Genomic DNA, 25104 nt, shown 5'->3' with positions numbered 1-25104 from the left:
GCCATGTTCGTGCTCAAGCTGATCGCCCGCAACGCGCTGCGCCACAAGCTGCGCACCGCGCTGACCGTGACCGGGCTGGTGGTCGCGGTGCTGGCCTACGGACTGCTGCAGACCGTGGTCGATGCCTGGTATGCGGGCGCGGCCGCGGCGTCAAGCGGGCGGCTGGTGACGCGCAACGCCATCTCGCTGGTGTTCCCGCTGCCGCTCAGCTATGAAAGCCGCATCCGCGGCGTGGATGGCGTCACGCTGGTGGCGCGCTCCAACTGGTTCGGCGGCGTCTACCGCGACCCCAAGAACTTCTTCGCGCAGTTCGCCGTGTCGGACAACTACCTCGAGCTGTACCCCGAGTTCCGCGTCACGGCGCAGCAGCTCGCCGACTACCAGCGCGACCGCAAGGGCTGCCTGATCGGGCGGCAGCTCGCGGACCTGTACGGCTTCAAGGTCGGCGACGTGCTGCCGATCAAGGGCACGATCTATCCTGGCACGTGGGAGTTCATCGTGCGCGGCATCATGGAAGGGCGCGATGAAAGCACCATCACGCGCCACATGGTGTTCCACTGGGAGTACCTGAACGAGACCGTGCGCAAACGCACGCCGCGGCAGGCCGACCAGGTCGGCGTGTATATCGTCGGCATCGACAATCCGGACAACGCCGCCGCGATCTCGCGCGACGTGGACGCGGTGTTCCGCAACTCGCTGGCCGAGACCCTGACCGAGACCGAGCAGGCGTTCCAGCTCGGCTTCGTCGCCATGTCGAACCAGATCATCGCGGCCATCCGCGTGGTGTCGTACGTGGTGATCCTGATCATCATGGCCGTGATGGCCAATGCCATGGCCATGAGCGCGCGCGAGCGCGCCACGGAGTACGCCACGCTCAAGGCGCTCGGCTTCGGGCCGCGCTTCCTGGCGCTGCTGTTGTTCGGCGAATCGATGTTCATCTGCCTGCTCGGCGGTGGCATCGGCATGCTGGCCACGCCGCCAATGGCCGCCGTGTTCAAGCAGTCGGTCGGCGGCGTGTTCCCGGTGTTTTCCGTGTCGCACGAGACCATGTGGATGCAGGCCGCCTGCGCGCTGGTGGTGGCGCTCGCCGCCGCCGTGGTGCCGGCCGTGCAGGCCGCGCGCGTGCGCATCGTGGAAGGCCTGCGGGCCATCGGCTAGCCGCTCGCATGGCAATTCCGCTCAGCTACATCGCGCGCAACCTGTGGGCCCGGCGCCTGACCACGGCGCTGACTGCCGGCGGCCTGGCGCTGGTGGTGTTCGTGTTCGCCACCATGCTGATGCTCGACGCGGGGCTCAAGCGCACGCTCGTCACCACTGGCGAGCCTGACAACGTGGTCATGATCCGCAAGGGCGCGGAGACCGAAGTGCAGAGCGCCATCAGCCGCGACCAGGCCAGCATCATCGAGATGCACCCGTCGGTGGCCATGGACGCCAGCGGACGGCCGATGGCCTCGAAGGAGGCGGTAGTCCTGATCTCGCTGACCAAGCGCGGATCGGACACGCCGTCCAACGTGGTGATCCGCGGGGTGTCGCCCAAGGGCCTGGCATTGCGGCCGCAGATCCGGCTGGTGGCCGGGCGCGCGTTCCGGCCGGGCTCGTCGGAGATCATCGTCGGCAGCAGCGTGGCCGGCGGCTTCAAGAACGCACAGTTGGGCGGGCGGCTGCGCTTTGCCCAGCGCGACTGGACCATCGTCGGCGTGTTCGATGCCGGCGGCAGCGGCTTCGATTCGGAGATCTGGGGCGATGCCGACCAGCTCATGCAGTCGTTCCGGCGTGCCAGCTATTCGTCGATGGTGGTGCGGCTGACGCGGCCCGACGCGTTGGCGCGCCTGCGCGCCGACATCGATGTCGACCCGCGCCTGACCGCGGAGGCCAAGAGCGAGCAGACTTTCTATAGCGATCAGTCCAAGGCGCTGTCGACGTTCATCAACATCCTGGGCCTGACGCTGTCCACGATCTTCTCGATCGCGGCGATGATCGGCGCGATGATCACCATGTATGCGTCGGTGGCCAACCGTGTGGCGGAGATCGGCACGCTGCGCGCGCTGGGCTTCCGGCGCACCAACGTGCTCGCCGCGTTCCTGGTCGAGGCGCTGCTGCTCGGGCTGGCTGGCGGCGTGGCCGGGCTCTGCTGCGCGACGCTGATGCAGTTCGCCTCGTTCTCCACGACCAACTTCCAGACTTTCGCGGACCTGTCGTTCCGCTTTATCCTCACCCCGGGCATCGTCGCCAAGACGCTGGGGTTTTCGATGGCGATGGGCCTGGTCGGGGGCTTCCTGCCGGCGCTGCGCGCGTCCCGCATGAACATCGTCGATGCTCTGCGGGCGCGCTGACGCCTGAGGGTTTCAGCTTGCGGCGAGCGCCTGCCGGGCATGGGCGCGCCGCGCCAGCCCGAGCGTCAGCATGGTGCCGCCAGCCAGCAGGGCCGGCACGCCGATCAGCGCGAACAGCGTTGGCATGCCCAGCCCCATCGACAGCATGGTGGCACCGCCTACCGAGCCGACCACCGAACCGAGACGGCCTACGCCATTGGCCCAGCTTACGCCCGTTGCGCGGCAGTCGGTCGGATAGAAGCCGGCCGACAGCGCGTTGGCGCCGACCTGCGAACCCGATACGCAGAAGCCCGCGAAGAACACGGCCACGCCGGCCAGTGCCGGCGCATCGGCCAGGCTGCCGATGGCGGCGACGAACACGCCGGCCAGCGCGTAGCTGATGGCCAGCACATAGTGCGGATTGAAGCGGTCCATCAGCCAGCCCAGAACGATGGCGCCAAGCGTGCCGCCGACCTGGAACATGGTGGTGACCAGCGCCGCGGTGCGCAGCGACAGGCCGGTGCTGCGCAGCAGCGTCGGCAACCAGCTCGACAGCAGGTAGATCACCAGCAGGCTCATGAAGAAGGTCAGCCAGAACAGCAGCGTGCCGCGCACCAGTTCCGGCTTGAACAGATGGCGCACCGGCGAACTGGTGCTCCGCGCCTCGGCTACGGTGAACGTGGCGCCGCGCAGGTCGGCCTGGGGGGCAATGCGCTGCAGCGTGGCGGCGATGCGCTCGGGCGCGCGGCCGGACATCACGAGGTAGCGCACCGATTCGGGAAGCAGCAGCGCCAGCAGCACGGAGAGCACCAGCGGCATCACGCCGCCGATCACCAGCACGGAGCGCCAGCCGTAGGCTTCGATCAGCCCGGCCGAGGCCAGTCCGCCCAGCGCGGAGCCGAGCGTGAAGCCGCAGAACATGGTGGTGACCAGAAACGAGCGGCGCTTCTCCGGACAGAACTCCGACGTTAGCGTGATGGTGTTGGGCATGGCGCCGCCCAGGCCAAGGCCGGTCAGGAAGCGCAACGCGACCAGTACCCACAGGTCGCCCGACCACGCCGAGGCCAGGCTGGCAACGCCGAAGAACAGCACCGAGAACACCAGCACGCTCTTGCGGCCGAAGCGGTCGGCCAGCGGGCCGAACAGGAAGGCGCCGGCCATCAGGCCGCCGAGCCCGGCGCCGAACAGTGGCGCCAGGTGCGCGGGCGTCAGCTGCCATTCGGCGCGGATCGCCGGTGCGATGAAGCCGATCGCGGCGGTGTCGAAGCCGTCGATCGCGACGATCAGGAAGCACAGCACCACGATCATGACCTGGTACGGCGAGAGCGGCTGGCGGTCGATGAACGCGGAAATATTGATTGTCTGGCTGGCAGGCATGGGTTGTCTCCTCCTCGTTGCCTGGTTTTGGGGCGAGCGATGGTCTACCGGCGGCGCGGGCCGCCAGTACTATCGTCAGTCACTGCATTGATGCGCTTTAGGGTTTCTCCCCTCTCCTGCTTGCGGGAGAGGGGAGCTAACAACTGGCAGTTGGAACTCCAGGGCGGTGAATCTTCAGAGCCAGGGCGTCGGGCTCAGGCAGCGTTCGGCGCGCCAGCCGTGCAGCCACTGCAGCGCGTCGTAGTACTGCGCCTGCGTGCGGCCGGTCCACAGCGTGTTGCGCACCATGCGGTCGACGCCCTTGGCGTGGTACACGCGACCCATGTCGCGCGCGGCATACAGCACGCGCGCGGTGCGCGGGATGCGGGCCTCTTCGTACAGCTTGAACGCGGCTTCGAAGTCATTGCCCGCGGCTTCCACCGCGGCGGCCAGCGTGACGGCATCTTCCAGCGCCTGGCATGCGCCCTGCGCGACGTACTGCGTCATCGGGTGCGCGGCATCGCCAAGGATGGTGGCGCGGCCGAAGCTCCAGCGCGCCACCGGGTCGCGGTCGGCGGTGGCCCAGCGCTTCCACGACGTCGGCCGATCGAGCATCTGGTGCGGCAGTGCATGGATGCCGTCGAAGTACGACAGCACTTCCTCCTTGCTGCCTTCGCGCACGCCCCAGCTCTCCTGCTCGCGGCTGTGGAAGGTCACGACCAGGTTGTACTGCTGGCCGCCGCGCAGCGGATAGTGCACCAGGTGGCAGTTCGGCCCGGCCCATACCACGGGCGCGTTGACCTGCAGGTCCTTCGGCATGTTGTCGACCTCGACCACGGCGCGGTACACCACGTGGCCGGTCACGCGCGGCGCGTCGCCGATCAGCGCTTCGCGGATGGCGGACTTGACGCCGTCGCAGCCGACCACGGCATCGGCATGGTGGCGCTCGCCGCGCTGGTCGATGACGGTGACGCCGCGCTCGTCCTGTTCCAGCTTCTCGACGCGCGTGGCGGTGCGAAAGCTGATCAGCGGGTGGTCCTGCACGGCTTCCAGGATCGACAGGTGGATGTCGGCGCGATGGATCACCGCATACGGATTGCCGAAGTGCTCGCGATAGGGCGTGCCGACATCGACGCGGGCGATCTCATGCGTGTCGATCGCGTCGCGCAGGCTCAGGTAGTCGGTGAAGACAGCGCGGCCGCGCGCGGCCTCGCCCACGCCGAGTGCGTCCATGGCCGCGAAGGCATTGGCCGCGAGCTGGATGCCCGCGCCGATCTCGCCGATCTGCTCGGCCTGTTCCAGCAGCTTGATGCGGATGCCCGTGCGCGCGAGCGCCAGCGCCGCGGCCAGGCCGCCAATGCCGCCGCCGATGATCAGGACCTTCCGACCCGTGTCTTGTGCTGTGTTCATGCTTGTCTCCTGGCCTGGGTCAGTCAATCAGGCGGTGTAGTCCGGTTGATGCTTCGGTGCCGCCTTGGCGAAAGCGGGGTGCGCGCTGGCGTGTGCGTAGACGGCCATCGCGCGCGGATAGGCCGACAGGTTGCAGCCCATGCGCAAGGCGTTGGCCACCTGCGGGACCAGCGTGACGTCGGCCAGTGTCGGGGTGTCGCCGAAGCACCACGGGCCGTTGCCGTACAGCGCGAGCAGTCGTTCCACGCCGGCCATGCCTTCGTCGATCCAGTGGCGGTACCAGGTGTCCTTTTGTTCCGGCGTCACCTTCAGCACGTCCTGCAGGTAGCGCAGCACGCGCAGGTTGTTGACCGGATGCATGTCGCAGGCAACCAGACTCGTCAGTTCCAGCACGCGCGCACGGCGCGCCGCGTCCTGCGGCAGCAGGCGCGGCTCCGGGTAGTGCGCATCGAGGTAGTCCATGATCGCGAGCGACTGGCCGAGCGTGAAGTCACCGTCCACGAGTGCAGGCACCGAGGCGGACGGGTTGATGGCCTGCACGTACTCCGCCTCGCGATGCTGGCCGGTGCGGATGTTGACCGGCAGGGTCTCGAACGGCAGGCCCTTGAGCGCCAGCGCAATGCGCACGCGGTAGGACGTGGAGCTGTTGAAGAAGCTATAGAGCTGCATGATGGCTTGCTTGCTGCGGATTGGGGGCAGGGTGATCAGACCACGCGGACCTTGAGTTCGCCGAGGCCTTCGACGCCGGTCACCATGGTGTCGCCGGCCTTGACCGCGCCCACGCCTTCCGGGGTGCCGGTGAAGATCACGTCGCCCGGTTCCAGGCGGAAGAACTGCGACAGGCAGGCCACCGTTTCGGCCACCGACCAGATCAGGTGCGTGACGTTGCTGCGCTGCTTGTCCTGGCCGTTGACGGTCAGCCAGATGGCGGCCTGCTGCGGATGGCCGATATCGGCGGCGCGGTGGATCGGCGCGACTGGCGCGGACGCGTCGAAGGCCTTGCCGATTTCCCACGGGCGGCCCATTTCGCGCATCTTCATCTGCAGGTCGCGGCGCGTCATGTCCAGGCCCACGGCGTAGCCCCACACGTGCTCCAGCGCCTGTTCCACCGGAATATCGGCGCCGGCCTTGCCGATCACGGCCACCAGTTCGGCTTCGTAGTGGTAGTTCTGCGTCTGCGCGGGGTAGGGCAATTCCAGCGTCTGGCCGTCGGCTACGGGCACGATGGCGTCAGCCGGCTTGCAGAAGAAGAACGGCGGCTCGCGGTCGGGATCGAAGCCCATTTCGCGCGCATGGGCGGCATAGTTGCGGCCCACGCAGTAGACGCGGCGCACGGCGAACTGGTCATCGGTGCCGGCAACGGGAATGGCAACGGTGGCGGGGGGCGTGAAGACGTAGGACATGGTCGTTTTCGGTCGGTTCGGTCAGTCAGGGGTGTGCGGGGCCGGGGTGCCGCGCCTTGCGCGCACCCGGGCATCGGATTCCGGCAGAACGGAAAAGTGGCTCAGGTGCGCGCTTCGCGCAGCAGGTTCAGCGCCGACAGCACGGGCCGGTCGGAGTAGCTGAACAGCACGGCGTCTTCCATCGCGCCAAGCTGCACCGGTGCCCACGACGGCGCCACGAAGACATCGCGCGGCTCGAACTGGAACTGCGCATCGCCGATGCGAACCGTGCCGCGGCCTTCCACCACGCTGTAGACCGTGGCGTCGGTGCTGCGGTAGGTCTTGCCCTGGAAGCCGGCGGGCAGATACTGCATGAAGGTGGCGATGGTCGGCATCGGCCAGCCGCCGGTGGCCGGGTTGACGTAGCGCAGCTTCACGCCGTCCCACGCGTCGAGTTCGCCGTTGCGGTAGAGCTTGTCGAGCGCTTCGCGCGAACGGTCGTACGGATAGCTGAAGACCGGCGAGGTCGGGTCGGTGACCTTGTGGCGCACCGGCACCATGTTCTGGCCGAAGCGCGCAAAGCTGTCGCCTTCGGCGCGCGTGACGGGCTGCTGGGACTCGGGGTAGTTCTCGGCAAAGCCAGCGTCGAACTGCTGTACCAGCGGAATGTCGAGGCCATCGAGCCACACTACGGGCTCGCCGCCGTCTTCCAGGCTCGGATTGCCGTGGTCGTGCCAGGTCCAGGACGGCGTGATGATGAAATCGCCCGGGTGCATGGTGGTGCGCTCGCCGTTCACGGCGGTCCAGGCGCCCTTGCCTTCGACGATGAAGCGCAGCGCGGACTGCGTATGCCGGTGGCTCGGCGCAATCTCGCCCGGCAGGATCAGCTGCAGGCCGGCGTAGAGCGTCGACGTGATGCTCGATTTGCCCGGCAGGCCCGGGTTCTCCAGGATCAGCACGCGGCGCACGGCCTCTTCGGCGCTGATGACCTCGCCGGCCTGCATGACCAGCGGGCGCAGCGCGTCGTACTTCCAGAGGGCGGGGACGATTTGCGGGCGCGGCTGCGGCGGCACCAGGCTGTGCAGCGATTCCCACAGCGGCGTCATATGGCTGCGGCCGATGTCCGCGTAATAGGCGGCGCGAGCGGGATCAGGCGAATGGTCGGACATGCTGTCTCCGTGGCTTTTTATGGTTTCCGACGGTATCGCCGGGCTGGTGTTTGGAGTTATACGTCCGGCGATATAAGATTTGAAATGAAAAATTCCTCTTGTCTATACGTTTCATCGTATAACTGAACCTGACAATCCGACATGGACTGGACCCAGCGCCTGCGCCTGCGCAACCTGCAGATGCTCCTCAGCCTGGCCGAGACTGGCAACATGAGCCAGTCGGCCGCGCTGCTCAACACCACCCAGCCGGGGCTTTCCAAGTGGCTCAAGGACCTGGAGGACGACATTGGCCTGCCGTTGTTCGAGCGCCAGGCGCGCGGGCTGCAGCCGACGCCGTATGGCGAGTCGCTGATCGAGCACGCGCGCCGCATTGCCGCGCAGCTCGACACCGCGCGCGATGACCTGGCGGCGATGCGCGAAGGCGGCAGCGGCCTGGTGGTGGTCGGCACATCGGGGGCTTCGGCGGCCGATACGGTGCCGTTGGCCGTGCTGCGCCTGCTGCAGCGCATGCCGCGCGCGCAGGTGCGGGTCGTCGAGACCACCATGGACCGGCTGATGAACCAGCTTGCGCACAGCGAGCTGGATATCGTGGTCGGCCGGTCCGCGCCCGAGCTGCAGGATGCGCAGACGCTTGGCGAATCGCTCTACCTCGAGCCGATCCATTTCGTGGCGCGCCCGCGCCACCCGCTGGCCACGCAGGACGCCGTGACGTGGGAGGCGCTGCAGGGGTACCGCTGGGTCGTGTGGCCGCGCGGTACGCCGATCCGCAACGCGCTGGAGGCCGCACTCGCCAGCGCCGGCCGGCCGTTGCCGGCGGACAGCGTGGAATCGAATTCCACCGTGCTCAATCTCACGCTGCTGAACAACAGCGACATGATTGGGCTGGCGTCGCATCGCACTGCGCGCCGGCTCGAAGCGCTTGGCGCGTTGCGCATCGTGCCGCTGCGGCTGGCGGGTTTCGGTTCGGTGTCGATGTATTGGCGGGAGGACTCGGTCAAGCGCTCGGCCGTCGCGGCCATGCTGGACTGCCTGCGGCGCGCGGCCGACCGCGAGGTGCCGGAAGCCGTCGATGCCGCGCCTTGAGGGACCGGGTTCTGGCGCCTACATTGGATGCTCACGCCGATGCTGCGGCGTGCCGCACATCCACCATGGAGGCGCGACATGGAATTCCTGAATTCCGGCAAGGTCCTGCCCGCGGGACTGCCATTTTCCGAAGCCGTCCGCGTCGGGAACATGCTTTACCTGTCTGGCCAGATGGGCATTGTCCCCGGCAGTGCGCGGCTGGTTCCGGGCGGCATTCGCGAAGAAGCGAAACAGGCCCTGATGAACATACGCACCACGCTGGAAGCGCATGGTGCAACGATGCGCGATGTGGCCAAGTGCACCATCATGCTGGCGGACATCGGAGAGTGGCAGGTGTTCAACGACGTCTACAAGGAATTTTTCGAAGCCCCTTATCCTGTCCGCAGCGCGCTCGGCGCGAGCGGGCTCGCGTTGGGAGCCCGCGTCGAGGTCGAGTGTGTGGCCGTGGTCGGGGGTGGCTAGCCGCAAGATCATACCCGTACGAAATTCCCCGAACGCTTCGCGGCTCACCAATCGCGCGTTGCGAAGACTTCAATATTCGCCCGTTAGGGCAAGCGACGCGTTTTTGGTCACTTTTTGTCGCACGGACAAAAAGTGACCCGCAGGCTACGCCTGCGAAACAGCAGCGCATGCCAAGACGATCCCGTCCCGCATCCCTTGCGCCCCATTCCGCACCACCCCAAAAACGGGTAAACCTCCCCTCCCAAAGAAGGGCCTAAACCTTCCCCGCATCCCGACCGTTAGCAGCCGGCATAACACGAAGTCAATGAACCAGGCCCACCGCGACCCGCTCCTCCAGGCGGCATCGCAAAAGCCCCAGCCGGAGCCCGCGATCGTCATCGCGGGTGACCGGCTACGCGAACGGGTGAAAGGCGTCGCACGCTGGCAGTTGGCCACCGTGCGAGCAGGATCGGCATGACTCAATCGCAGCGTCCGACGGACAAAAAGGGGAGGGGCAATCGTGAATTTCAGGGATCTTTCGATCAAGACCCGGCTGCTGGCCGGCTTTGGCACTTTGGCCTGCATCGTGCTGGTGGTATCCGGATATTCGCTTCATGCGCTTGGAGAAGCCACCGACGGTTTCACCCAGTACCTGAAAGGTCTCAATGCACGTTCGGAACTGGCCGCCGAGGTGCGCGCCGCGGTCGACCGCCGTGCCATTGCCGCGCGCAACATGGTCCTCGCGACGTCCCCGGCAGAGATCGACAAGGAAAAGGCCGAAGCCCTGCACGCGCATGACGATGTGCAGAGCCGCCTGGCCCGCCTGAACCAGATGGTGCAGGACAAGAGCGCAAGTGACGAAGCGCGTCAGCGCGTGGCGGACGTGGTCCGTATCGAAGCCCAGTATGGGCCGGTGGCGACGGCCATCGTCACGCTGGCCGCCCAGAAGAGCACCGAGGAAGCCATCGCCCGCATCAACACCCAATGCCGGCCGCTGCTCGCGTCGCTGCTGCATGCCGTCGACGCCTATGACGATCTCACGCATCACCGCCAGCGCGATATGGAAACGAAGCTTGCGGCCGACTATGTCGAGCGCCGCAACCTGCTGATCGCAATTGCGCTGGCGGCGGTGGCGCTGGCGTGGACCGGTGGCCTGTTGCTCACGCGCGCGATCACGCGGCCGATCGGCCAGGCGGTCGAAGTGGCTCGTACCGTAGCCAGCGGCAACCTCGGCGCACGCATCGACGTGACGAGCGACAACGAGACCGGGCGCCTGCTCGCGGCGCTGCGCGACATGAACGAACGGCTCACCGAAACCGTCACGCGCGTGCGCTCGGGCAGCGCCAGCATTGCCGGCGCCACGCGCGAAATCGCGCAAGGCAATGCCGACCTAAGCAGCCGCACGGAAGAGCAGGCCGCTTCGCTGGAGCAAACCGCGGCCAGCATGGAAGAACTCACCGAAGCCGTCCGCCAGAACACCGAGAACGCACGCCAGGCCACCGAACTGGCGCGCAATGCCGCCAACGTGGCGCAGCAGGGCAGCAGCACCGTCGGCCGCGTGGTGCAGACCATGCAGGGCATCAGCGCCAGCTCCACCAAGATCGCCGAGATCACGGGCATCATCGAGAGCATTGCGTTCCAGACCAATATCCTGGCGCTCAATGCCGCCGTGGAAGCGGCGCGCGCGGGCGAGCAGGGCCGCGGCTTTGCCGTCGTGGCCAGCGAAGTGCGGGCGCTGGCGCAGCGCTCGTCCGGCGCGGCCAAGGAGATCAAGGAACTGATCGAGACTTCCGGCAAGCAGGTCGCCAGCGGCGCGGAACTGGCCGGCGAGGCGGGCCAGACCATGGCGTCGGTCACGCAGGCCGTGGCGCAGGTCACGGCCATCGTCGAGGAGATCGCCACGGCGTCGTCGGAACAGGGGCGCGGCATCGAGCAGGTGAACCAGGCGGTCGTCCAGATCGACCAGGTGACCCAGCACAATGCCTCGCTCGTCAGCGAGGCGGCATCCGCGTCGCGTTCGCTGGAAGATCAGGGCCGCGAACTCATCGAGCTGGTGTCGTTCTTCAAGCTGCCGGGAGAGTCGCATGCCAGGTATGAGCCGGCGGGTATCGCGGCGCCGGCGCGGCAGCGCGCCATCATGGCCTGACCCATGGCACGCCGTGCGACGCACCGCTGCCCTCGCGTTGCAGCCCTGCGTCCTTCTCTCCTTGCTTCTGGTTGCCGCTCTGGTCATCTACGCGGCAGGCAGTGTGGCTATGCGCTTTAGCGAAGAACTTTTTTTGTCTCATCGCCGATACTCGGTAAAGGCCGGGTATCGGCCAGAAGCAGCGACTCCATCGCTTAATTGTGCTTCCAGGACGGCGGCTGTCGCAGAGCGCGAGCGGCAATCGGTGTCGACATCATGATTGACGTGCGAGTTTCACCGTACAGGTTGATCCGTTCAATCAGCCGTTCAAGATCGGCCAAACTTACCGCGACCACCCTGAGGACATAGGAATCCGCGCCTGTGACGTGTTGACATTCCACCGCTTCGGGGATGGACTCGAGCAACCTCAGGAACTTCGCCTTTGCAGGTTGCGGCACAGTAATGCCAATCAGGGCGCTTACCGCGTAGCCAGCCGCTACCGGGTTGATCTTGGCGGAGTAGCCTTCGATCACCCCTGTTTCTTCCAGGCGTTTGACGCGCTCCGTGACCGCTGGCACTGAGAGGTGGACCTGACGCCCCAGCTCGGTATAGCTCATGCGTCCGTTGTGCTGTAGCAAGGCAAGCAGCTTCCAATCCAGTTCGTCCATGATTCCGTAGGATTTAAGGTCAGACCTCGATTGTTCCTTAAAATCCATCTTCGCGCATAAACCCAAACGACCTACGATGCCACATCCACATTAACCAACTGGTCGACGGTCATGTTGTTCATTAAGTCTTTGGTGATCGGTTTTTGCATTGCCGCGCCTGTAGGCCCCGTCGGGATGTTATGCATCCAGCGCAGTTTCACGCGTGGCTTTCGTTCCGGCTTCGCAACCGGTGTCGGCGCAGCATGCGCGGATGGCATCTACGGGTTGCTGGGCGCCCTCGGTATCGCTGGCGTGGCCTTGTCGTTCCCGATGCTCAGCGTGGCGCTCAAAATCGGCGGTGGCCTGTTTCTCGTTTGGCTTGCTTGGGGCATGTGTAAGGAATCACCCGCTGCCCCAGTGCTTTCTCAACGTGCGCCGCATTCAACTGTTGCTCGCGATTTCCTGACTACGTTTGCCCTTACGCTGTCCAGTCCCATGACCGTTCTGTCGTTTATCGGGATCTTTGCCGCGCTCGGGCCACTAGCAGGCTCGCACGACGTCCCGGCTTGGGCTGGAGTAACGCGGATGGTCGGTGGGGTATTTGTCGGCTCCGCCGTCTGGTGGCTTTGCCTAAGCACTGCGGCGGCCACGTTACGAAAAGCGTTGTCTGCTTCGGTGATGCGCGGCTTCTCACGCATATCGGGCAGCGTGGTAGCCGTATTCGGTTGCGTCCAGATGGTCTCTGGCGTGTCTGGCCTGTTCTAGTCCGGGCTCGCTTCACGCGGTGCCCTAATCGGCAAGGCGGTGCCAAACGTTTGTCTGGTGGGACCCCCAACCGTACGAGCATCCCTACAAGCCGTTCAATCCCGTTACCACCTATGCGCTTGCCGCGGCCCGGCACATGCATGAGTACGGCACCACGCGCACGCAACTCGCCGAGGTCGCCGTGGCGGCGCGCAAATGGGCGCAGCTCGACCCCGATGCCTTTGCGTGCGTTTCTTCGCCGGAAACCGCACGCCTGAGCCCTTGGCGCAGAAGCCAAGGTCTTCCAGGAAAAGAATGGGATTGATCGTGAAGGCGTCGTGCAGCTCGACGACGTCGATGTCCTTCGGCGTCAACCCTGCCTGCGAGAACGGCTTCGCCCCGGAGTCGGATCGCCCTAGCGCGCGAACTGGGCCAGCACCGTGCTGATCGCCGCCAGTCCCGACTCGATCATGTGCTGCATATAGCTGCCCATCTGCGGCATCACCAGCGACAGCACCAGCAGGCCGCCGGAAAGCGTGACCGGAAAGCCCACCGCGAAGATCGACAGCTGCGGCGAGGCGCGGTTGAGAATGCCCATGGCCAGGTTTAGGGTCAGCAGCGCGGCAATCATCGGCAGCGCCAGCAGCAGCCCGGAGGAAAACACCATGCCACCGGCGCGCGCCACGGCGTGCCAGCCTTCGGCCGCCAGCGGCGTGGCGCCGATAGGCAGACCCTGAAAACTGTCGACCAGCGTGCCCAGCATCAGCAGGTGCCCGTCCAGCGCCAGGAACAGCAGCATGGCGATGATGTTCAGGAAGCGCGACAGCACCACGGTCTGCCCCCCCGCGGCGCGATCGAAGAACGACGCGAAGCCCAGGCCCATCTGCAGCCCGATGATTTCACCGGCCACCTGCACCACGGCAAACACCAGCCGCATGGTGAAGCCCGTGGCCAGCCCGATACCGACCTCGTTGAGGATGATGATCAGGCCTTCCCACGAATAGACCGGTACGACCGGCAGATTGGGCAGCGTTGGCGAGACCGTCATCGCGATGAGGGCGGCCAGGCCGATCTTGACGCGGCCGGGAATGGTGGATTCCCCGAACAGCGGCGCCGTGCCGATCAGCGCGAGCAGCCGGAACAGCGGCCACAGGAAGGCCGCGATCCAGCCATAGAGCTGCGCGTTGGTAACTTCGATCACGGCAGGACGCTGGTCGCGGCAGAGATGGACGGAAGGGCGGGGGCGGCTGCGGGGTCAGTGCGCCAGGGCAGGAATGCCCTGGAGGACTTCGCGCATGTAATCGACCATGGTGTTGATCATCCACGGGCCGGCCAGGACCAGCGTGGCGAACAGCGCCACCAGCTTCGGGATGAAGGTCAGGGTCATTTCGTTGATCTGCGTGGCGGCCTGGAACAGGCTCACCACCAGCCCGGCGGCAAGCGCCACCAGCAGCGGCGGAGCCGCCAGCATCAGCGTCATCTTCATCGCGTGGGTCGCGATGGTCATTACGGTTTCCGGAGTCATGGCCAGGGGTCAGTCAGTGCGGGGTCAGTTCATGAAGCTCTGTGCCAGCGAGCCCAGCAGCAGTTGCCAGCCGTCCACCAGCACGAACAGCATCAGCTTGAATGGCAGCGAGATGGTGGCCGGCGGCACCATCATCATGCCCATTGCCATCAGCACGCTGGCGACCACCAGGTCGATGATCAGGAACGGGATGAAGATGGTGAAGCCGATCTGGAACGCGGTCTTGAGTTCGCTGGTGACGAACGCCGGCACCAGGATGCTCATCGGCACCTCTTCGGGACCCTGCATTTCCGGCGCCTTGGCCATCTGCGCGAACATGGCCAGGTCCTTCTCGCGGGTTTGCTTGAGCATGAAGCCCTTGAGCGGATCGGCCGCCTTGGCGATCGCGGCTTCCAGGCTGATCTTGTTCTCGGAGAGCGGCTTGTACGCGTCGTTGTAGACGCGGTCCAGCACCGGCCCCATCACGAAGAAGGTCAGGAACAGCGACAGGCCCACCAGCACCTGGTTGGGCGGCGACGATGCGGTGCCAAGCGCGTTGCGCAGCAACCCCAGCACGATGATGATGCGCGTGAAGCCCGTCATCATCAGCATGGCCGCCGGCAGGAAGCTCAGCGAAGTCAGCAGGACCAGGGTCTGGATCGACAGCGACCAGATCTGGCCGCCGCCGGGACCGGGCTTGCTGGTCACGCCGGGCAGCGCCTGTGCGAGCACGGGGGCCGGTATGGCGGCGAGCGCCAGCGCGGCCAGCAGCAGCGCGCCGCCCGCGGCCAGCGCGTGAGGATGCCGAACTTGCTGAAGTTTCGTCTTGCGCCGCAACGTGGCGGCGCGCTGGGTGTTCATGGCTTGAAGTTTTCCTGCATCGAGCGCAGCAGCTTTTCGGCAAAGCTGCCGCCGGAAATCTGGCCGCCGGGCCCGGACGTGGCCGATGGCGTGGCCTGTCCTGCCGGCATGCTGTGCAACGTGCGGATTTCGCCCGCGCTCACGCCGAGTACCAGCCAGGTGTCGCCGACCTCGACCAGCACCAGCCGCTGGCGGGCGCCGAGCATGGTGCTGCCGATCACCTTCATCATGCCCTGCGGTCCGTGGCGGACCAGGCCCGCGCGGCGCGCCGCCCAGGCCAGCCCGAGGATCAGCGCGATGACACCGAAGAGGCCGAGCCCGGCCTGCGCGAGGCTGCCGGCGCTGCTGATGGCGGGGGCACCGCCTTCGGCGGCGCTTGCCAGGCCAGGCACGCCGATCGCCGCAAGCGGCAGGACGGCGCGCCGCAGGCGGGCGACGGCGTTCATTTGTTGAGCTTGCGGATGCGTTCGGACGGCGTGATGATGTCCGTCAGGCGGATGCCGAACTTGTCGTTCACCACCACCACCTCGCCCTGCGCGATCAGGTAGCCGTTGACCAGCACGTCCATCGGCTCGCCGGCCAGCCCGTCCAGTTCCACCACCGAGCCCTGCGCAAGCTGCAGCAGGTTCTTGATGGGCACCTTGGTGCGGCCAAGCTCCACCGTGAGCTGCACCGGGATATCGAGGATCATCTCGATATCGTTGTGGAAGCCGCTCGGCGCTTCCTTGGCCAGCGGCTGGAAGACGGTGGCGGCGGCCGGGGTGGCGGCCGGGCTGGTGGCCGCTACGGGGGCTTCGGCCGCAGTGGCGCTGGTCTGTTCAGCCAGGGCGCTGGCCCAGTCGTCCATCGGATCGACCGGTTTGTCCTCGATGCCGTCAGTCATGATCGGTTTCCTTGTTGGAATCGCTGTCTTGGTGATTGATCATTCGCTCTACCCGCAGCGCGTACTGGCCATTCATCGTGCCGAAGCCGCATTGCATGACGGGCACGCCGTTCACCTTGCCGAACACGTGCTCCGGCAGGTCGATCGGCAGCACGTCGCCGGCGCGCAGCGCCAGGACTTCTGCCACGGTGCTCTGCACGTGGGTGAACTCGGCCACGACTTCCACATCGGCGGCGCGCAGTTGCGTTGACAACTGCGCCAGCCAGCTCTTGTCGACCTCCTTCTCGTCCTGCAGCGGATTCATCAGCAGGTCCTTGAGCGGCTCGATCATGGCGTAAGGCAGGCAGACGTGCAGCTGCCCGCCCACGGCACCGAGTTCGATGTGGAAGGCGGTGGTGATCACGGCCTCGTTGGCCGTGGCGACGTTTGCAAACTTGGTGTGCATTTCCGAGCGGACATATTCGGTCTCGATCGGATACACGGTGCGCCAGGCATTGCCGTAGCTGCTCAGCGTCATCTCCAGCATGCGCTGGATAATGCGTTGTTCGGTCTGGGTGAAGTCGCGGCCTTCCACGCGGGTGTGGAAGCGGCCGTCGCCGCCGAACAGGTTGTCGACCACCAGGAATACCAGGTTGGGGTCGTACACGAACAGGGCCGTGCCGCGCAGCGGCTTCATGTGGACCAGGTTCAGGTTGGTCGGCATCGGCAGGTTGCGCGCGAAATCGCCGAACTTCTCGATGCGCACGCTGCCCACGGTAATGTCCGCGCCGCGGCGGATGAAGTTGAACAGCGCGGTGCGCAGCGAGCGCGCGAAGCGCTCGTTGATGATCTCGAGCGTGTGCAGGCGTCCGCGGATGACGCGTTCCTGCGTGGCAAGGTTGTACGGCCGAACCCCGCCTTCGTCGGCGGCGACGGGCTCGCTGGCCTTGGGCGTGTCGGCTTCGCCGGAAACGCCCTTGAGCAGCTCGTCTACCTCGTCCTGCGAGAGGAACTTGTCATAGGCCATCTGGTTTCCTGCCCCTTATGCTGCGGTGTAAATCGAACGGTCCATGTCCGCCTCAGCCTGCATGGCGACCTGCCTGCAGGCGGGCGCGTGGCTGTGCTGGAATCCGGATGGCAGTCTCATATCGGGTTGGCGATTGGGGCAGGGCAAGCGCTTACTGCACCACGAACGAGGTGAACAACACGTCCAGCACGCGCTGCGGCGGCAGTCCGGCCGCGAACGGCTGGCTGATCGCATTGCGGATGTCGTCGGCCAGCTTGCGCTTGCCTTCCACGGTCGAGAGCTCTGCCGGCTGCCGTGCGGACAGCAGCAGCAGGATGCGGCTGCGGGCTTCGGGCAGGTACTGCGTCATGCGCGCCTGCGTGTCGGCATCGGCCACCTTCAGCGACAGGCCGGTATGCAGGAAGCGGTCGCCGTCTTCGCCCTTGAGGTTGACGGTGAAGGCGTCCAGCGGCACGAAGATGGGCGGCGGAATCACGGGCGCGGCCGGCGCGGCGGCTGCCGCCGGTTGCCGGTTGCCCAGGATGCTGCCCAGCACGAAGCCTCCGGCGCCCAGAACCAGGACCAGCACGCCGCCGCCAATCAGCAGCATGCGGCCGCGCTTGCTTGCGTTGCCGCCAATCTGGGAAGGAGAAGCCGTGTTCGCCATGAGAAGCCTGTATCGGAATGCCTGCCATTCTTGCGGAATCGCAGGCCAGCAAAGGGCCGAAAAAAAGGGGGAATCCCTTTCAGCTTGGCCGTTTGAGCGGAAAGGGAGCAGGCATGGCTGCGCCAGCGGGCGTGCGAAGCGCGCCTGCTGCCTGGTTAACGCGTGTTGGTTGCCGAACTTGAGTTGCCGCTGCGGGGAGGCGGCCTTGTCACTTGTCGCCGTTCCCGGGCGCCGGCGTCGCCGGACTGGCGCGATCGCCAATCCCTACTACACTAGTCGGGTAGTCACACATGCAGGCGTGTGCAGATCATTCATTCGTAACTCATTGTTGTAGAAGGATTTTTATATTTTCACTCTTATATAAGATATAAGACATTTGACCGAACGGATGCTTCAGACTACAATCGCGACGTCACAGAATTTCTACAACCAATTACTCAGCAGGTTCCCATGCTTGAAAACTATCGCGCCCATGTCGCCGAACGCGCTGCGCTCGGCATCCCCCCGCTGCCCCTGACCGCCAAGCAGACGGCCGAGCTGATCGAGCTGCTGAAGAACCCGCCCGCCGGTGAAGAGCAGACGCTGGTTGACCTGATTACGAACCGCGTGCCGGCCGGCGTGGATGACGCCGCCAAGGTCAAGGCCTCGTACCTGGCCGCCGTGGCGCTGGGCAAGGAACAGTGCGCCCTGATCAGCCGCGCCAAGGCGACCGAGTTGCTGGGCACGATGCTGGGCGGCTACAACATCTCGCCGCTGATCGAACTGCTGGACGACGCCGAAGTCGGCACCGTCGCGGCCGACGCGCTGAAGAAGACCCTGCTGATGTTCGACGCCTTCCATGACGTGAAGGAAAAGGCGGACAAGGGCAACGCCAATGCCAAGGCCGTGCTGCAAAGCTGGGCCGACGCCGAGTGGTTCACGAGCCGCCCGGAAGTGCCGCAAAGCCTGACCATCACCGTGTTCAAGGTGCCGGGCGAAACCAACACCGACGACCTGTCGCCGGCCCCGGATGCCACCACCCGCCCGGACATCCCGATGCACGCGCTGGCCATGCTGAAGAACAAGCGCGAAGGCGCTGCGTTCCAGCCGGAGGAAGACGGCAAGCGCGGCCCGGTCAAGTTCATCCAGTCGCTGGCCGAGAAGGGCCACCTGGTCGCCTACGTCGGCGACGTGGTGGGTACCGGTTCTTCGCGCAAGTCCGCCACCAACTCGGTGCTGTGGTTCACCGGTGAAGACATCCCCTTCATCCCGAACAAGCGCTTCGGTGGCGTATGCCTGGGCAGCAAGATTGCCCCGATCTTCTACAACACCATGGAAGATGCCGGCGCGCTGCCGATCGAGCTGGACGTGTCGAAGATGGAAATGGGCGACGTGGTCGAACTGCGCCCGTACGAAGGCAAGGCCCTGAAGAACGGCGAAGTGATCGCCGAGTTCAAGGTCAAGTCCGACGTGCTGTTCGACGAAGTGCGCGCCGGCGGCCGTATTCCGCTGATCGTCGGCCGTGGCCTGACCGCCAAGGCGCGTGAAGCGCTGGGCCTGGCCCCGTCGACGCTGTTCCGCCTGCCGCAGAACCCGGCCGACACTGGCAAGGGCTTCACGCTGGCCCAGAAGATGGTCGGCCGCGCCTGTGGCCTGCCGGAAGGCAAGGGCATCCGCCCGGGTACCTATTGCGAACCGAAGATGACCTCGGTGGGCTCGCAGGACACCACCGGCCCGATGACCCGCGACGAGCTGAAGGACCTGGCTTGCCTGGGCTTCTCGGCCGACCTGGTGATGCAGTCGTTCTGCCACACCGCCGCCTATCCGAAGCCGGTCGACGTGAAGACCCACCACACGCTGCCGGAATTCATCAGCACCCGTGGCGGCATTTCGCTGCGCCCGGGCGATGGCGTGATCCACTCGTGGCTGAACCGCATGCTGCTGCCCGACACCGTCGGCACCGGCGGCGACTCGCACACCCGCTTCCCGATCGGCATCAGCTTCCCGGCCGGTTCGGGCCTGGTCGCCTTTGCCGCCGCCACCGGCGTGATGCCGCTGGACATGCCGGAATCGGTGCTGGTCCGCTTCAAGGGCAAGATGCAGCCGGGCGTGACCCTGCGTGACCTGGTCAACGCGATTCCGCTGTACGCCATCAAGCAAGGCCTGCTGACCGTGGCCAAGCAAGGCAAGCAGAACATCTTCTCGGGCCGCGTGCTGGAAATCGAAGGCCTGCCCGACCTGAAGGTCGAGCAAGCGTTCGAGCTGTCGGATGCCTCCGCCGAGCGTTCGGCCGCCGGTTGCACGGTGCGCCTGAACAAGGAACCGATCATCGAATACATCAACAGCAACATCACGCTGCTGAAGTGGATGATCGCCCAGGGCTACCAGGATCCGCGCAGCCTGCAGCGCCGCATCGAAGCCATGCAAGCCTGGCTGGCCAAGCCGGAACTGCTGGCTCCGGATGCCGACGCGGAATACGCCGCCGTGATCGAGATCGACCTGGCCGACGTGCACGAGCCGATCGTGGCCTGCCCGAACGACCCGGACGACGTGAAGACGCTGTCGGAAGTTGCCGGCGCCAAGATCGACGAAGTGTTCATCGGTTCGTGCATGACCAACATCGGCCACTTCCGTGCGGCGTCCAAGCTGCTGGAAGGCAAGCGCGACATCCCGGTCAAGCTGTGGGTCGCTCCGCCGACCAAGATGGACCAGAAGCAGCTGACCGAGGAAGGCCACTACGGCGTGTTCGGCACGGCTGGCGCGCGTACCGAAATGCCGGGCTGCTCGCTGTGCATGGGCAACCAGGCACAGGTGCGCGAAGGCGCGACGGTGATGTCGACCTCGACCCGCAACTTCCCGAACCGCCTGGGCAAGAACACCAACGTGTACCTGGGCTCGGCAGAACTGGCCGCGATCTGCTCGCGTCTGGGCAAGATCCCGTCGAAGGAAGAGTACATGGCCGATATTGGCGTCATCAACCAGAATGGCGACAAGATCTACAAGTACATGAACTTCGACCAGATCGAGGACTTCAAGGAAGTTGCCGACGGCGTGAACCTGTAAGGTTCGGCCGCGCCGGTCACCGCGCATTGGTCCGTGGGATAGTTGACGTTTGGTAGTTGCTGTGCGGACGTTTGGTAAGTCCATGTTTATGAAGAGGTTATGCCGCTGAATAAGACGAGGGATTGAGCCGGATTACCGCCGCGGACCCGACCTCCAGGCGCCTAAATCACTGGTATGTGCGCAAAAAAGCCCCGAGTCTTCTCGGGGCTTTTTTCGTTTAGCGGGCGCTTTTTGGAATTCGAGTCGCGGCATGGGCGCGCCGAGCCTCGAAGCAATCTCCCACACATGTGGTTCTATTCAGGAGGGCGCGGAACCAGCATACACATCGCTCCTTGGTCTTTACGGAGAGTTCGGATGTGTCGAATGGTCCGAATGCGCGTCCAATCTGAAGTCACAAATAGATGACTTACATCTTGGAAATCGAGTGCCTCGGGTTGAATGCCGAGTACGGCTTTAGTAGCTGGTGGAGGTCCACGTTGCCAACCAGGCCGACCAAGCGGAAAGCCGCGGAGCCTGCCGTCAGGCCGAGCCTGATCCCCTCCCAGTATGCGACGATGGGAAGCGTCACGGTCCAAGGGGTCGTCACTGACAAGATCTTGCCGATAAAGTGCACTCTGCCCTCGCGGGTGAGGATCACTCTCCAAGCAGCAAGTTCGGAATGCTCATAAGGAGCTTGGCGGCTGTGCAGCACCGCCGGCGAGAGCACGATTGAAACATGCATGGGTACACCTGTGCGCCTACCACCGCCGTCCGCACCAAACGAAGGGCCTTCTCGGTGTTGCTTGCGCGATCGAGTTGCCGAGCATTGGCAAACGTTGCTGGAGGCCGGCCTGCCGAATGCGGTTTCCGTGCCCCGGCTGGAGCGCGACAAGCTCAGTTGCAACGCGCGCGTCGCGGCAATCGAGCGCATTGATGGACCCACGATCATCGTGGCCCACAGTGCCGGCGTGAGGATCACGCTCCAAGCGCCACAACCGTGCGATCCAAGGCGCACTGCTGGTGACGCCGCCGGACTTCGAAACGCCCATGCCCGCTGGCCATTCTGTAGGGAGGCGTAAATTGATCACCAGAGCGGCCGCTGCCGGCTGACTCGGCCTCCCCAGCGGAACCGTCTCCATCCTTTTATAAATTGGCAAGAGCGCACTCACTTTCTAGAGGGCGGCAAGCCGTATTGAATTAGCAAATCGTCATTAATTGCTGCCAGAAATTACATTCTGACGTTTGATGCCGTCACAATGTATTGAATGTGCATTATGGTGTACTTTCGGCTGGGCCACGCGTATCAGCTTTTCCCTCCATGCACGATCCTCATTGAAATGCGAGTTGGAAACGGACTGCCCGGGAAGCTCCGGCAGGCTGCCCCACCGTAGTAAATTGTTCCTATATGTTTGGCTTTTTTGGAAAAATATTCCTTTCGTAGGGCGATGGCTAGCATTACTTAGAAACCTTTTTCGCCGACCCGATCTTATGATCTCAGCCCAGTGAATGAGTGCAACGCGCTTGCGTCTTGTCCGCACTTCTCGTTTCCAGCCGAGATGTATCCGGTACACGGATAAAAGGATCAAAGAACAGTTATGGATATGTCCCCTGACACTTTCCTCTCGCACGGCATGTTTGATCGGGAAGAGTTCGGCGGTGTTGTCAATCCGCCGGTCTTTCACGCGTCCACCGTGACGTTCCGCAATCTCGAGGACATGGAAGCGCGGGGGAAAGCCATGTCGGACGCCGAATGCGATGTCCTGTGGTACGGCCGAAAGGGCACGCCGACCACCTTCGTCTTGCAAAATGCCCTGGCGAAATTCGAAGGCGGCTACCGGTCATTGCTGGTCTCTTCCGGCCTGGCCGCCTGCACCAGCGCAATCATCGCGTTCGCCAAGGCCGGTGACCATATTCTGGTCAGCGACACCGTCTATGGTCCGACACGTCATTACATTGAAACGGTGCTCGCACGTTTCAATGTCTCTGCTTCATTTTACGATCCCATGCTGGGAGCGGATATTGCCGCGCTGTTCCAGCCCAATACAACTCTGGTGTACGCGGAGTCGCCGGGATCGAATACGTTTGAGGTGCAGGACATTCGAGCCATTTCCAATGCGGCGCACCGGCATGGCGCAGTTGTCGTCGTCGATAACACCTGGGCCACTCCGTTGTTCTTCAAGCCCTTCGAACACGGGGCAGACGTCTCCGTCCATGCGGCAACTAAATACATTGTCGGGCACTCGGACGCATCGATGGGCGTGATCACGACCAACCGAGAGTCCTGGAAAACGGTACGCGAGTATGTTTTCGCGACCGGTCAGAACGCAGGCCCGGACGATGTCTATCTCGCGCAACGCGGCTTGCGAACGATGGCAGTGCGCCTCGAGCGCCATCAGCGCAATGGACTTGCTGTTGCCGAATGGCTGGCAAGCCGATCTGAAGTGGCCCAAGTGCTGCACCCCGGGCTGCCGGGTGCGCCGGGGCATGCGCTCTGGTGCCGGGATTTCACCGGGGCGTCAGGACTGTTCAGCGTGATACTCAAACCAGGGTTCGGGCGTGAGGCATTTCGGGCGTTCATCGATTCCCTGAAGCTGTTCCGACTGGGTTTCTCCTGGGGCGGATTCGAGAGCCTCGTGATGCCGTTCGACCCGAGTGTGGAACGTACCGTAGCCCCATGGCCGTATGCTGGCCACGCATTCCGACTGCATGTAGGGCTTGAGGCCAGGGACGATCTGATCGCCGATCTGGAAGCCTCGCTCAACCAATTGACCAAACACGGAAGTGGAGACTGTGCTGATCGAACCGTTTGAATTGTTGGGATGACGGGATTAATCCTGTTGTTCAGCATGTAGCGAGGAAAACTCAATATTGCCGGATTTGCCATAACAATATTTTTCCAAGGAGGAGACATGAAAGTAGACGAAAAGAAAGGTGTGGTTCGATTTGCCCGTGTGGCGGCGTTGTCGTTGCTTGCGCTGACGGCGGTGCACGCCCAGGCAGACCAGGTCACGGATATCAAGGCCAGGGGCGAACTGGTGTGCGGCGTGCTCGGTACGGACGAGCCGTTCAGCTTCATCCAGGATCCGGCCAGCCGCACGATCGTCGGCTACGACGTCGACCTGTGCAATGCGGTTGCGAAGAGTCTTGGCGTAAAGCCGGTGCTCAAGCAGATCGCCGTGGCGGCGCGCATCCCGGAACTGCAGCAGGGGCATGTCGACCTGCTCGCGGCATCGCTCACGCACAACAAGGAGCGCGAGGCGCAGATCGATTTCTCGCTGTCGACCTTCATCACCGGGCAGAAGGCAATGGTGAGGAAGGACAGCAACATCACGACGCTTGCGCAGCTTGATGGCAAGAAGCTGCTGACCGTCAAGGGCTCGACGATGGAGACCAACATCGCCGCCAGGATCAAGAATGCCTCGGTGGTCTCATTCGACAACAGCCCGCAGGCGCTGCTGGCGCTCGAACAGGGCAAGGGCGTCGCCTACGTCAACGACGAAACCTCGCTGGTGAGCAACTTCTCGAAGCTCGGCCCGGCTGCCAAGGACTACACGCTGGTACCGCAGTACCTCTCCTCCGAGCACCTCGCGCTGGGTCTCAGGAAGAACGAGCCTGCGTTCCGTGGCCAGGTCAACAAGGTGCTGCTCGGCATGGAAGCCGATGGCGATGCACAGAAGCTGTTTGACAAGTGGTTCGGACCGACGACGAAGATGAACTTCCCGCCGCGCTCGTTCAAGATCTCCACCGACAAGATCGACTGAGTCACCGGTCGATGTTCCTGAAGGGCTGCCCGGTTACACCGGGCAGCCGCACGCCATGCCCAATTTCAATCTGTCGATGCTGCTCTCCGGGCAGTATCACGAGTGGCTGGTCAGCGGATTCGTGATGTCGCTAAAGCTCTCGGCACTCACGTTCGTGATCGCCCTGCCGCTCGCCATCGTGGTGGCCCTCCTGCGCCTGGCGCCCCTGGCACCGGTGCGGGCCCTTGGGCAAGCCTACGTGGAAGGGATCCGCAATGTGCCGCTGCTTGCGCATATGCTGTTCTGGTATTTCGGTGCACCGCAATTGCTGCCCTTCGCGGTCAAGAGCTGGCTGTACGAGCATAACTATGAAGCCGTCAGCGCGCTGATCGCCCTGGTGCTGTACACGGTGGCCTACATGGCCGAGGACATTCGCAGCGGCATCCGCTCGATTGCCAAGGAGCAGTTGGAAGCCAGCCGCGCGCTGGGCTTCAGCTTCCTGGCTGCGATGCGGCTGGTCGTGCTGCCGCAGTCCTTGCGCATTACCGTGCCGCCGCTGGTGAGCCAGACGCTGAATCTCTGGAAGAACTCGAGCATCGCCATGGTGATCGGCGTGGCGGAACTGATGTACCAGGCGCAGCAGGTCGAGAGTGCCACCTTCCGGGGCTTCGAATCGTTCGCGTTCGCCACGCTGGCGTACGTCACCATCTCCATGGCGATCACCTTGTTCTCTGCGTGGTACCAGCACCGGTATCCGGTCAGGAGCGCCTAACC

General features: G+C 64.5%; 24 protein-coding genes and 3 pseudogenes. 12 read left to right on the top strand and 15 right to left on the bottom strand.

Annotated elements, in window-relative coordinates; all coding sequences use genetic code 11:
* The first annotated feature begins 3 nt into the window (after positions 1-3).
* Positions 4-1158, top strand: coding sequence for an ABC transporter permease (locus tag AC3FKG_RS23335; protein ID WP_488744254.1), 1155 nt, complete (start codon positions 4-6; stop codon positions 1156-1158).
* An 8-nt stretch (positions 1159-1166) separates the two neighbouring features.
* Positions 1167-2333 carry an ABC transporter permease gene (locus AC3FKG_RS23330; protein WP_488744253.1) on the top strand — a complete coding sequence of 389 codons (1167 nt, stop codon included), beginning with the start codon at positions 1167-1169 and terminating at the stop codon, positions 2331-2333.
* 12 nt (positions 2334-2345) lie between these two features.
* Here the strand turns inward: AC3FKG_RS23330 and AC3FKG_RS23325 are convergent, their stop codons facing one another.
* The 5 genes from AC3FKG_RS23325 to gtdA form a co-directional block, all read right to left on the bottom strand.
* Positions 2346-3689 (bottom strand): MFS transporter, encoded by a 1344-nt coding sequence (locus tag AC3FKG_RS23325; RefSeq protein ID WP_483712333.1) that lies wholly within the window; start codon positions 3687-3689, stop codon positions 2346-2348.
* Positions 3690-3863: 174 nt separating this feature from the next.
* Positions 3864-5078 (bottom strand): 3-hydroxybenzoate 6-monooxygenase, encoded by a 1215-nt coding sequence (locus tag AC3FKG_RS23320; RefSeq protein WP_488744252.1) that lies wholly within the window; start codon positions 5076-5078, stop codon positions 3864-3866.
* A 27-nt stretch (positions 5079-5105) separates the two neighbouring features.
* Positions 5106-5747, bottom strand: a complete 642-nt coding sequence (gene maiA, locus AC3FKG_RS23315) for a maleylacetoacetate isomerase (RefSeq protein WP_483712330.1) — start codon at positions 5745-5747, stop codon at positions 5106-5108.
* A 35-nt stretch (positions 5748-5782) separates the two neighbouring features.
* On the bottom strand, positions 5783-6481 hold the full coding sequence (locus AC3FKG_RS23310) for a fumarylacetoacetate hydrolase family protein (protein WP_483712328.1): 699 nt from the start codon (positions 6479-6481) through the stop codon (positions 5783-5785).
* A gap of 101 nt (positions 6482-6582) precedes the next feature.
* Entirely contained in the window at positions 6583-7629 is a 1047-nt protein-coding gene (gtdA, locus tag AC3FKG_RS23305) for a gentisate 1,2-dioxygenase (RefSeq protein WP_483712327.1), read from the bottom strand.
* A 141-nt stretch (positions 7630-7770) separates the two neighbouring features.
* Between gtdA and AC3FKG_RS23300 the strand changes: the two genes are divergently transcribed.
* The 3 genes from AC3FKG_RS23300 to AC3FKG_RS23290 all read left to right on the top strand — a co-directional run bounded on the left by AC3FKG_RS23300 (position 7771) and on the right by AC3FKG_RS23290 (position 11299).
* Positions 7771-8712 (top strand): LysR family transcriptional regulator, encoded by a 942-nt coding sequence (locus AC3FKG_RS23300; protein ID WP_488744251.1) that lies wholly within the window; start codon positions 7771-7773, stop codon positions 8710-8712.
* Positions 8713-8790: 78 nt separating this feature from the next.
* Positions 8791-9174 carry a RidA family protein gene (locus tag AC3FKG_RS23295; RefSeq protein WP_488744250.1) on the top strand — a complete coding sequence of 128 codons (384 nt, stop codon included), beginning with the start codon at positions 8791-8793 and terminating at the stop codon, positions 9172-9174.
* A 499-nt stretch (positions 9175-9673) separates the two neighbouring features.
* Entirely contained in the window at positions 9674-11299 is a 1626-nt protein-coding gene (locus tag AC3FKG_RS23290) for a methyl-accepting chemotaxis protein (RefSeq protein WP_488744249.1), read from the top strand.
* Positions 11300-11493: 194 nt separating this feature from the next.
* Here AC3FKG_RS23290 and AC3FKG_RS23285 read toward each other — a convergent pair whose 3' ends face one another.
* Positions 11494-11946 (bottom strand): Lrp/AsnC family transcriptional regulator, encoded by a 453-nt coding sequence (locus AC3FKG_RS23285; RefSeq protein WP_488744248.1) that lies wholly within the window; start codon positions 11944-11946, stop codon positions 11494-11496.
* A 111-nt stretch (positions 11947-12057) separates the two neighbouring features.
* Here AC3FKG_RS23285 and AC3FKG_RS23280 point away from each other — a divergent pair, with 111 nt between their 5' ends.
* Both AC3FKG_RS23280 and AC3FKG_RS23275 read left to right on the top strand, forming a co-directional pair.
* Positions 12058-12690, top strand: coding sequence for a LysE family translocator (locus AC3FKG_RS23280; RefSeq protein WP_488744247.1), 633 nt, complete (start codon positions 12058-12060; stop codon positions 12688-12690).
* A 61-nt stretch (positions 12691-12751) separates the two neighbouring features.
* Positions 12752-12913: pseudogene (locus AC3FKG_RS23275) on the top strand (thiolase); the annotation flags it as partial.
* Between the two features lie 19 nt (positions 12914-12932).
* Here the strand turns inward: AC3FKG_RS23275 and AC3FKG_RS23270 are convergent.
* The 8 genes and pseudogenes from AC3FKG_RS23270 to fliL form a co-directional block, all read right to left on the bottom strand.
* Positions 12933-13076 (bottom strand): annotated as a pseudogene (locus tag AC3FKG_RS23270) (thiolase C-terminal domain-containing protein); the annotation flags it as partial.
* A gap of 8 nt (positions 13077-13084) precedes the next feature.
* Positions 13085-13870, bottom strand: a complete 786-nt coding sequence (fliR, locus tag AC3FKG_RS23265) for a flagellar biosynthetic protein FliR (RefSeq protein ID WP_488744246.1) — start codon at positions 13868-13870, stop codon at positions 13085-13087.
* 54 nt (positions 13871-13924) lie between these two features.
* Entirely contained in the window at positions 13925-14194 is a 270-nt protein-coding gene (gene fliQ / locus AC3FKG_RS23260; RefSeq protein ID WP_211947569.1) for a flagellar biosynthesis protein FliQ, read from the bottom strand.
* A gap of 24 nt (positions 14195-14218) precedes the next feature.
* On the bottom strand, positions 14219-15034 hold the full coding sequence (gene fliP / locus AC3FKG_RS23255) for a flagellar type III secretion system pore protein FliP (protein ID WP_488744245.1): 816 nt from the start codon (positions 15032-15034) through the stop codon (positions 14219-14221).
* Positions 15031-15480: a flagellar biosynthetic protein FliO gene (fliO, locus tag AC3FKG_RS23250; RefSeq protein ID WP_483712316.1), complete on the bottom strand. Its 450-nt coding sequence runs from the start codon at positions 15478-15480 to the stop codon at positions 15031-15033. Before fliO ends, fliP begins: the two co-directional genes overlap by 4 nt.
* Positions 15477-15917, bottom strand: a complete 441-nt coding sequence (gene fliN, locus AC3FKG_RS23245) for a flagellar motor switch protein FliN (protein WP_483712314.1) — start codon at positions 15915-15917, stop codon at positions 15477-15479. Before fliN ends, fliO begins: the two co-directional genes overlap by 4 nt.
* The gene (gene fliM, locus AC3FKG_RS23240) at positions 15910-16923 is read right to left on the bottom strand and encodes a flagellar motor switch protein FliM (protein ID WP_483712312.1); all 1014 of its coding nucleotides are present in this window, start codon (positions 16921-16923) and stop codon (positions 15910-15912) included. Before fliM ends, fliN begins: the two co-directional genes overlap by 8 nt.
* Before the next feature lie 151 nt (positions 16924-17074).
* On the bottom strand, positions 17075-17569 hold the full coding sequence (fliL, locus tag AC3FKG_RS23235; protein ID WP_483732930.1) for a flagellar basal body-associated protein FliL: 495 nt from the start codon (positions 17567-17569) through the stop codon (positions 17075-17077).
* A 450-nt stretch (positions 17570-18019) separates the two neighbouring features.
* On the opposite strand from fliL, the gene acnB reads away from it, so the two are divergent.
* Positions 18020-20611: a bifunctional aconitate hydratase 2/2-methylisocitrate dehydratase gene (gene acnB, locus AC3FKG_RS23230; protein WP_483712308.1), complete on the top strand. Its 2592-nt coding sequence runs from the start codon at positions 18020-18022 to the stop codon at positions 20609-20611.
* A 406-nt stretch (positions 20612-21017) separates the two neighbouring features.
* On the opposite strand, the gene AC3FKG_RS23225 is transcribed toward acnB, so the two are convergent.
* Complete coding sequence (locus tag AC3FKG_RS23225) at positions 21018-21332, bottom strand: hypothetical protein (RefSeq protein WP_488744244.1); 315 nt, start codon at positions 21330-21332, stop codon at positions 21018-21020.
* A 61-nt stretch (positions 21333-21393) separates the two neighbouring features.
* Here AC3FKG_RS23225 and AC3FKG_RS23220 point away from each other — a divergent pair.
* The 4 genes and pseudogenes from AC3FKG_RS23220 to AC3FKG_RS23205 form a co-directional block, all read left to right on the top strand.
* Positions 21394-21652 (top strand): annotated as a pseudogene (locus AC3FKG_RS23220) (alpha/beta hydrolase); the annotation flags it as partial.
* Positions 21653-22191: 539 nt separating this feature from the next.
* Complete coding sequence (gene metC, locus AC3FKG_RS23215) at positions 22192-23400, top strand: cystathionine beta-lyase (protein ID WP_488744284.1); 1209 nt, start codon at positions 22192-22194, stop codon at positions 23398-23400.
* Positions 23401-23499: 99 nt separating this feature from the next.
* A complete protein-coding gene (locus AC3FKG_RS23210) occupies positions 23500-24351 on the top strand; it encodes an ABC transporter substrate-binding protein (protein ID WP_488744243.1) in 852 nt (283 codons plus the stop codon).
* Between the two features lie 55 nt (positions 24352-24406).
* Positions 24407-25102 carry an amino acid ABC transporter permease gene (locus tag AC3FKG_RS23205; protein ID WP_488744242.1) on the top strand — a complete coding sequence of 232 codons (696 nt, stop codon included), beginning with the start codon at positions 24407-24409 and terminating at the stop codon, positions 25100-25102.
* Positions 25103-25104: the final 2 nt, after the last annotated feature.

The sequence above is a fragment of the Cupriavidus sp. 22TCCZM04-2 genome, from assembly GCF_057798895.1.
The sequence above is the reverse complement of the archived record's forward strand: the minus strand, read 5'-3'. Positions and strand labels throughout refer to the sequence as shown.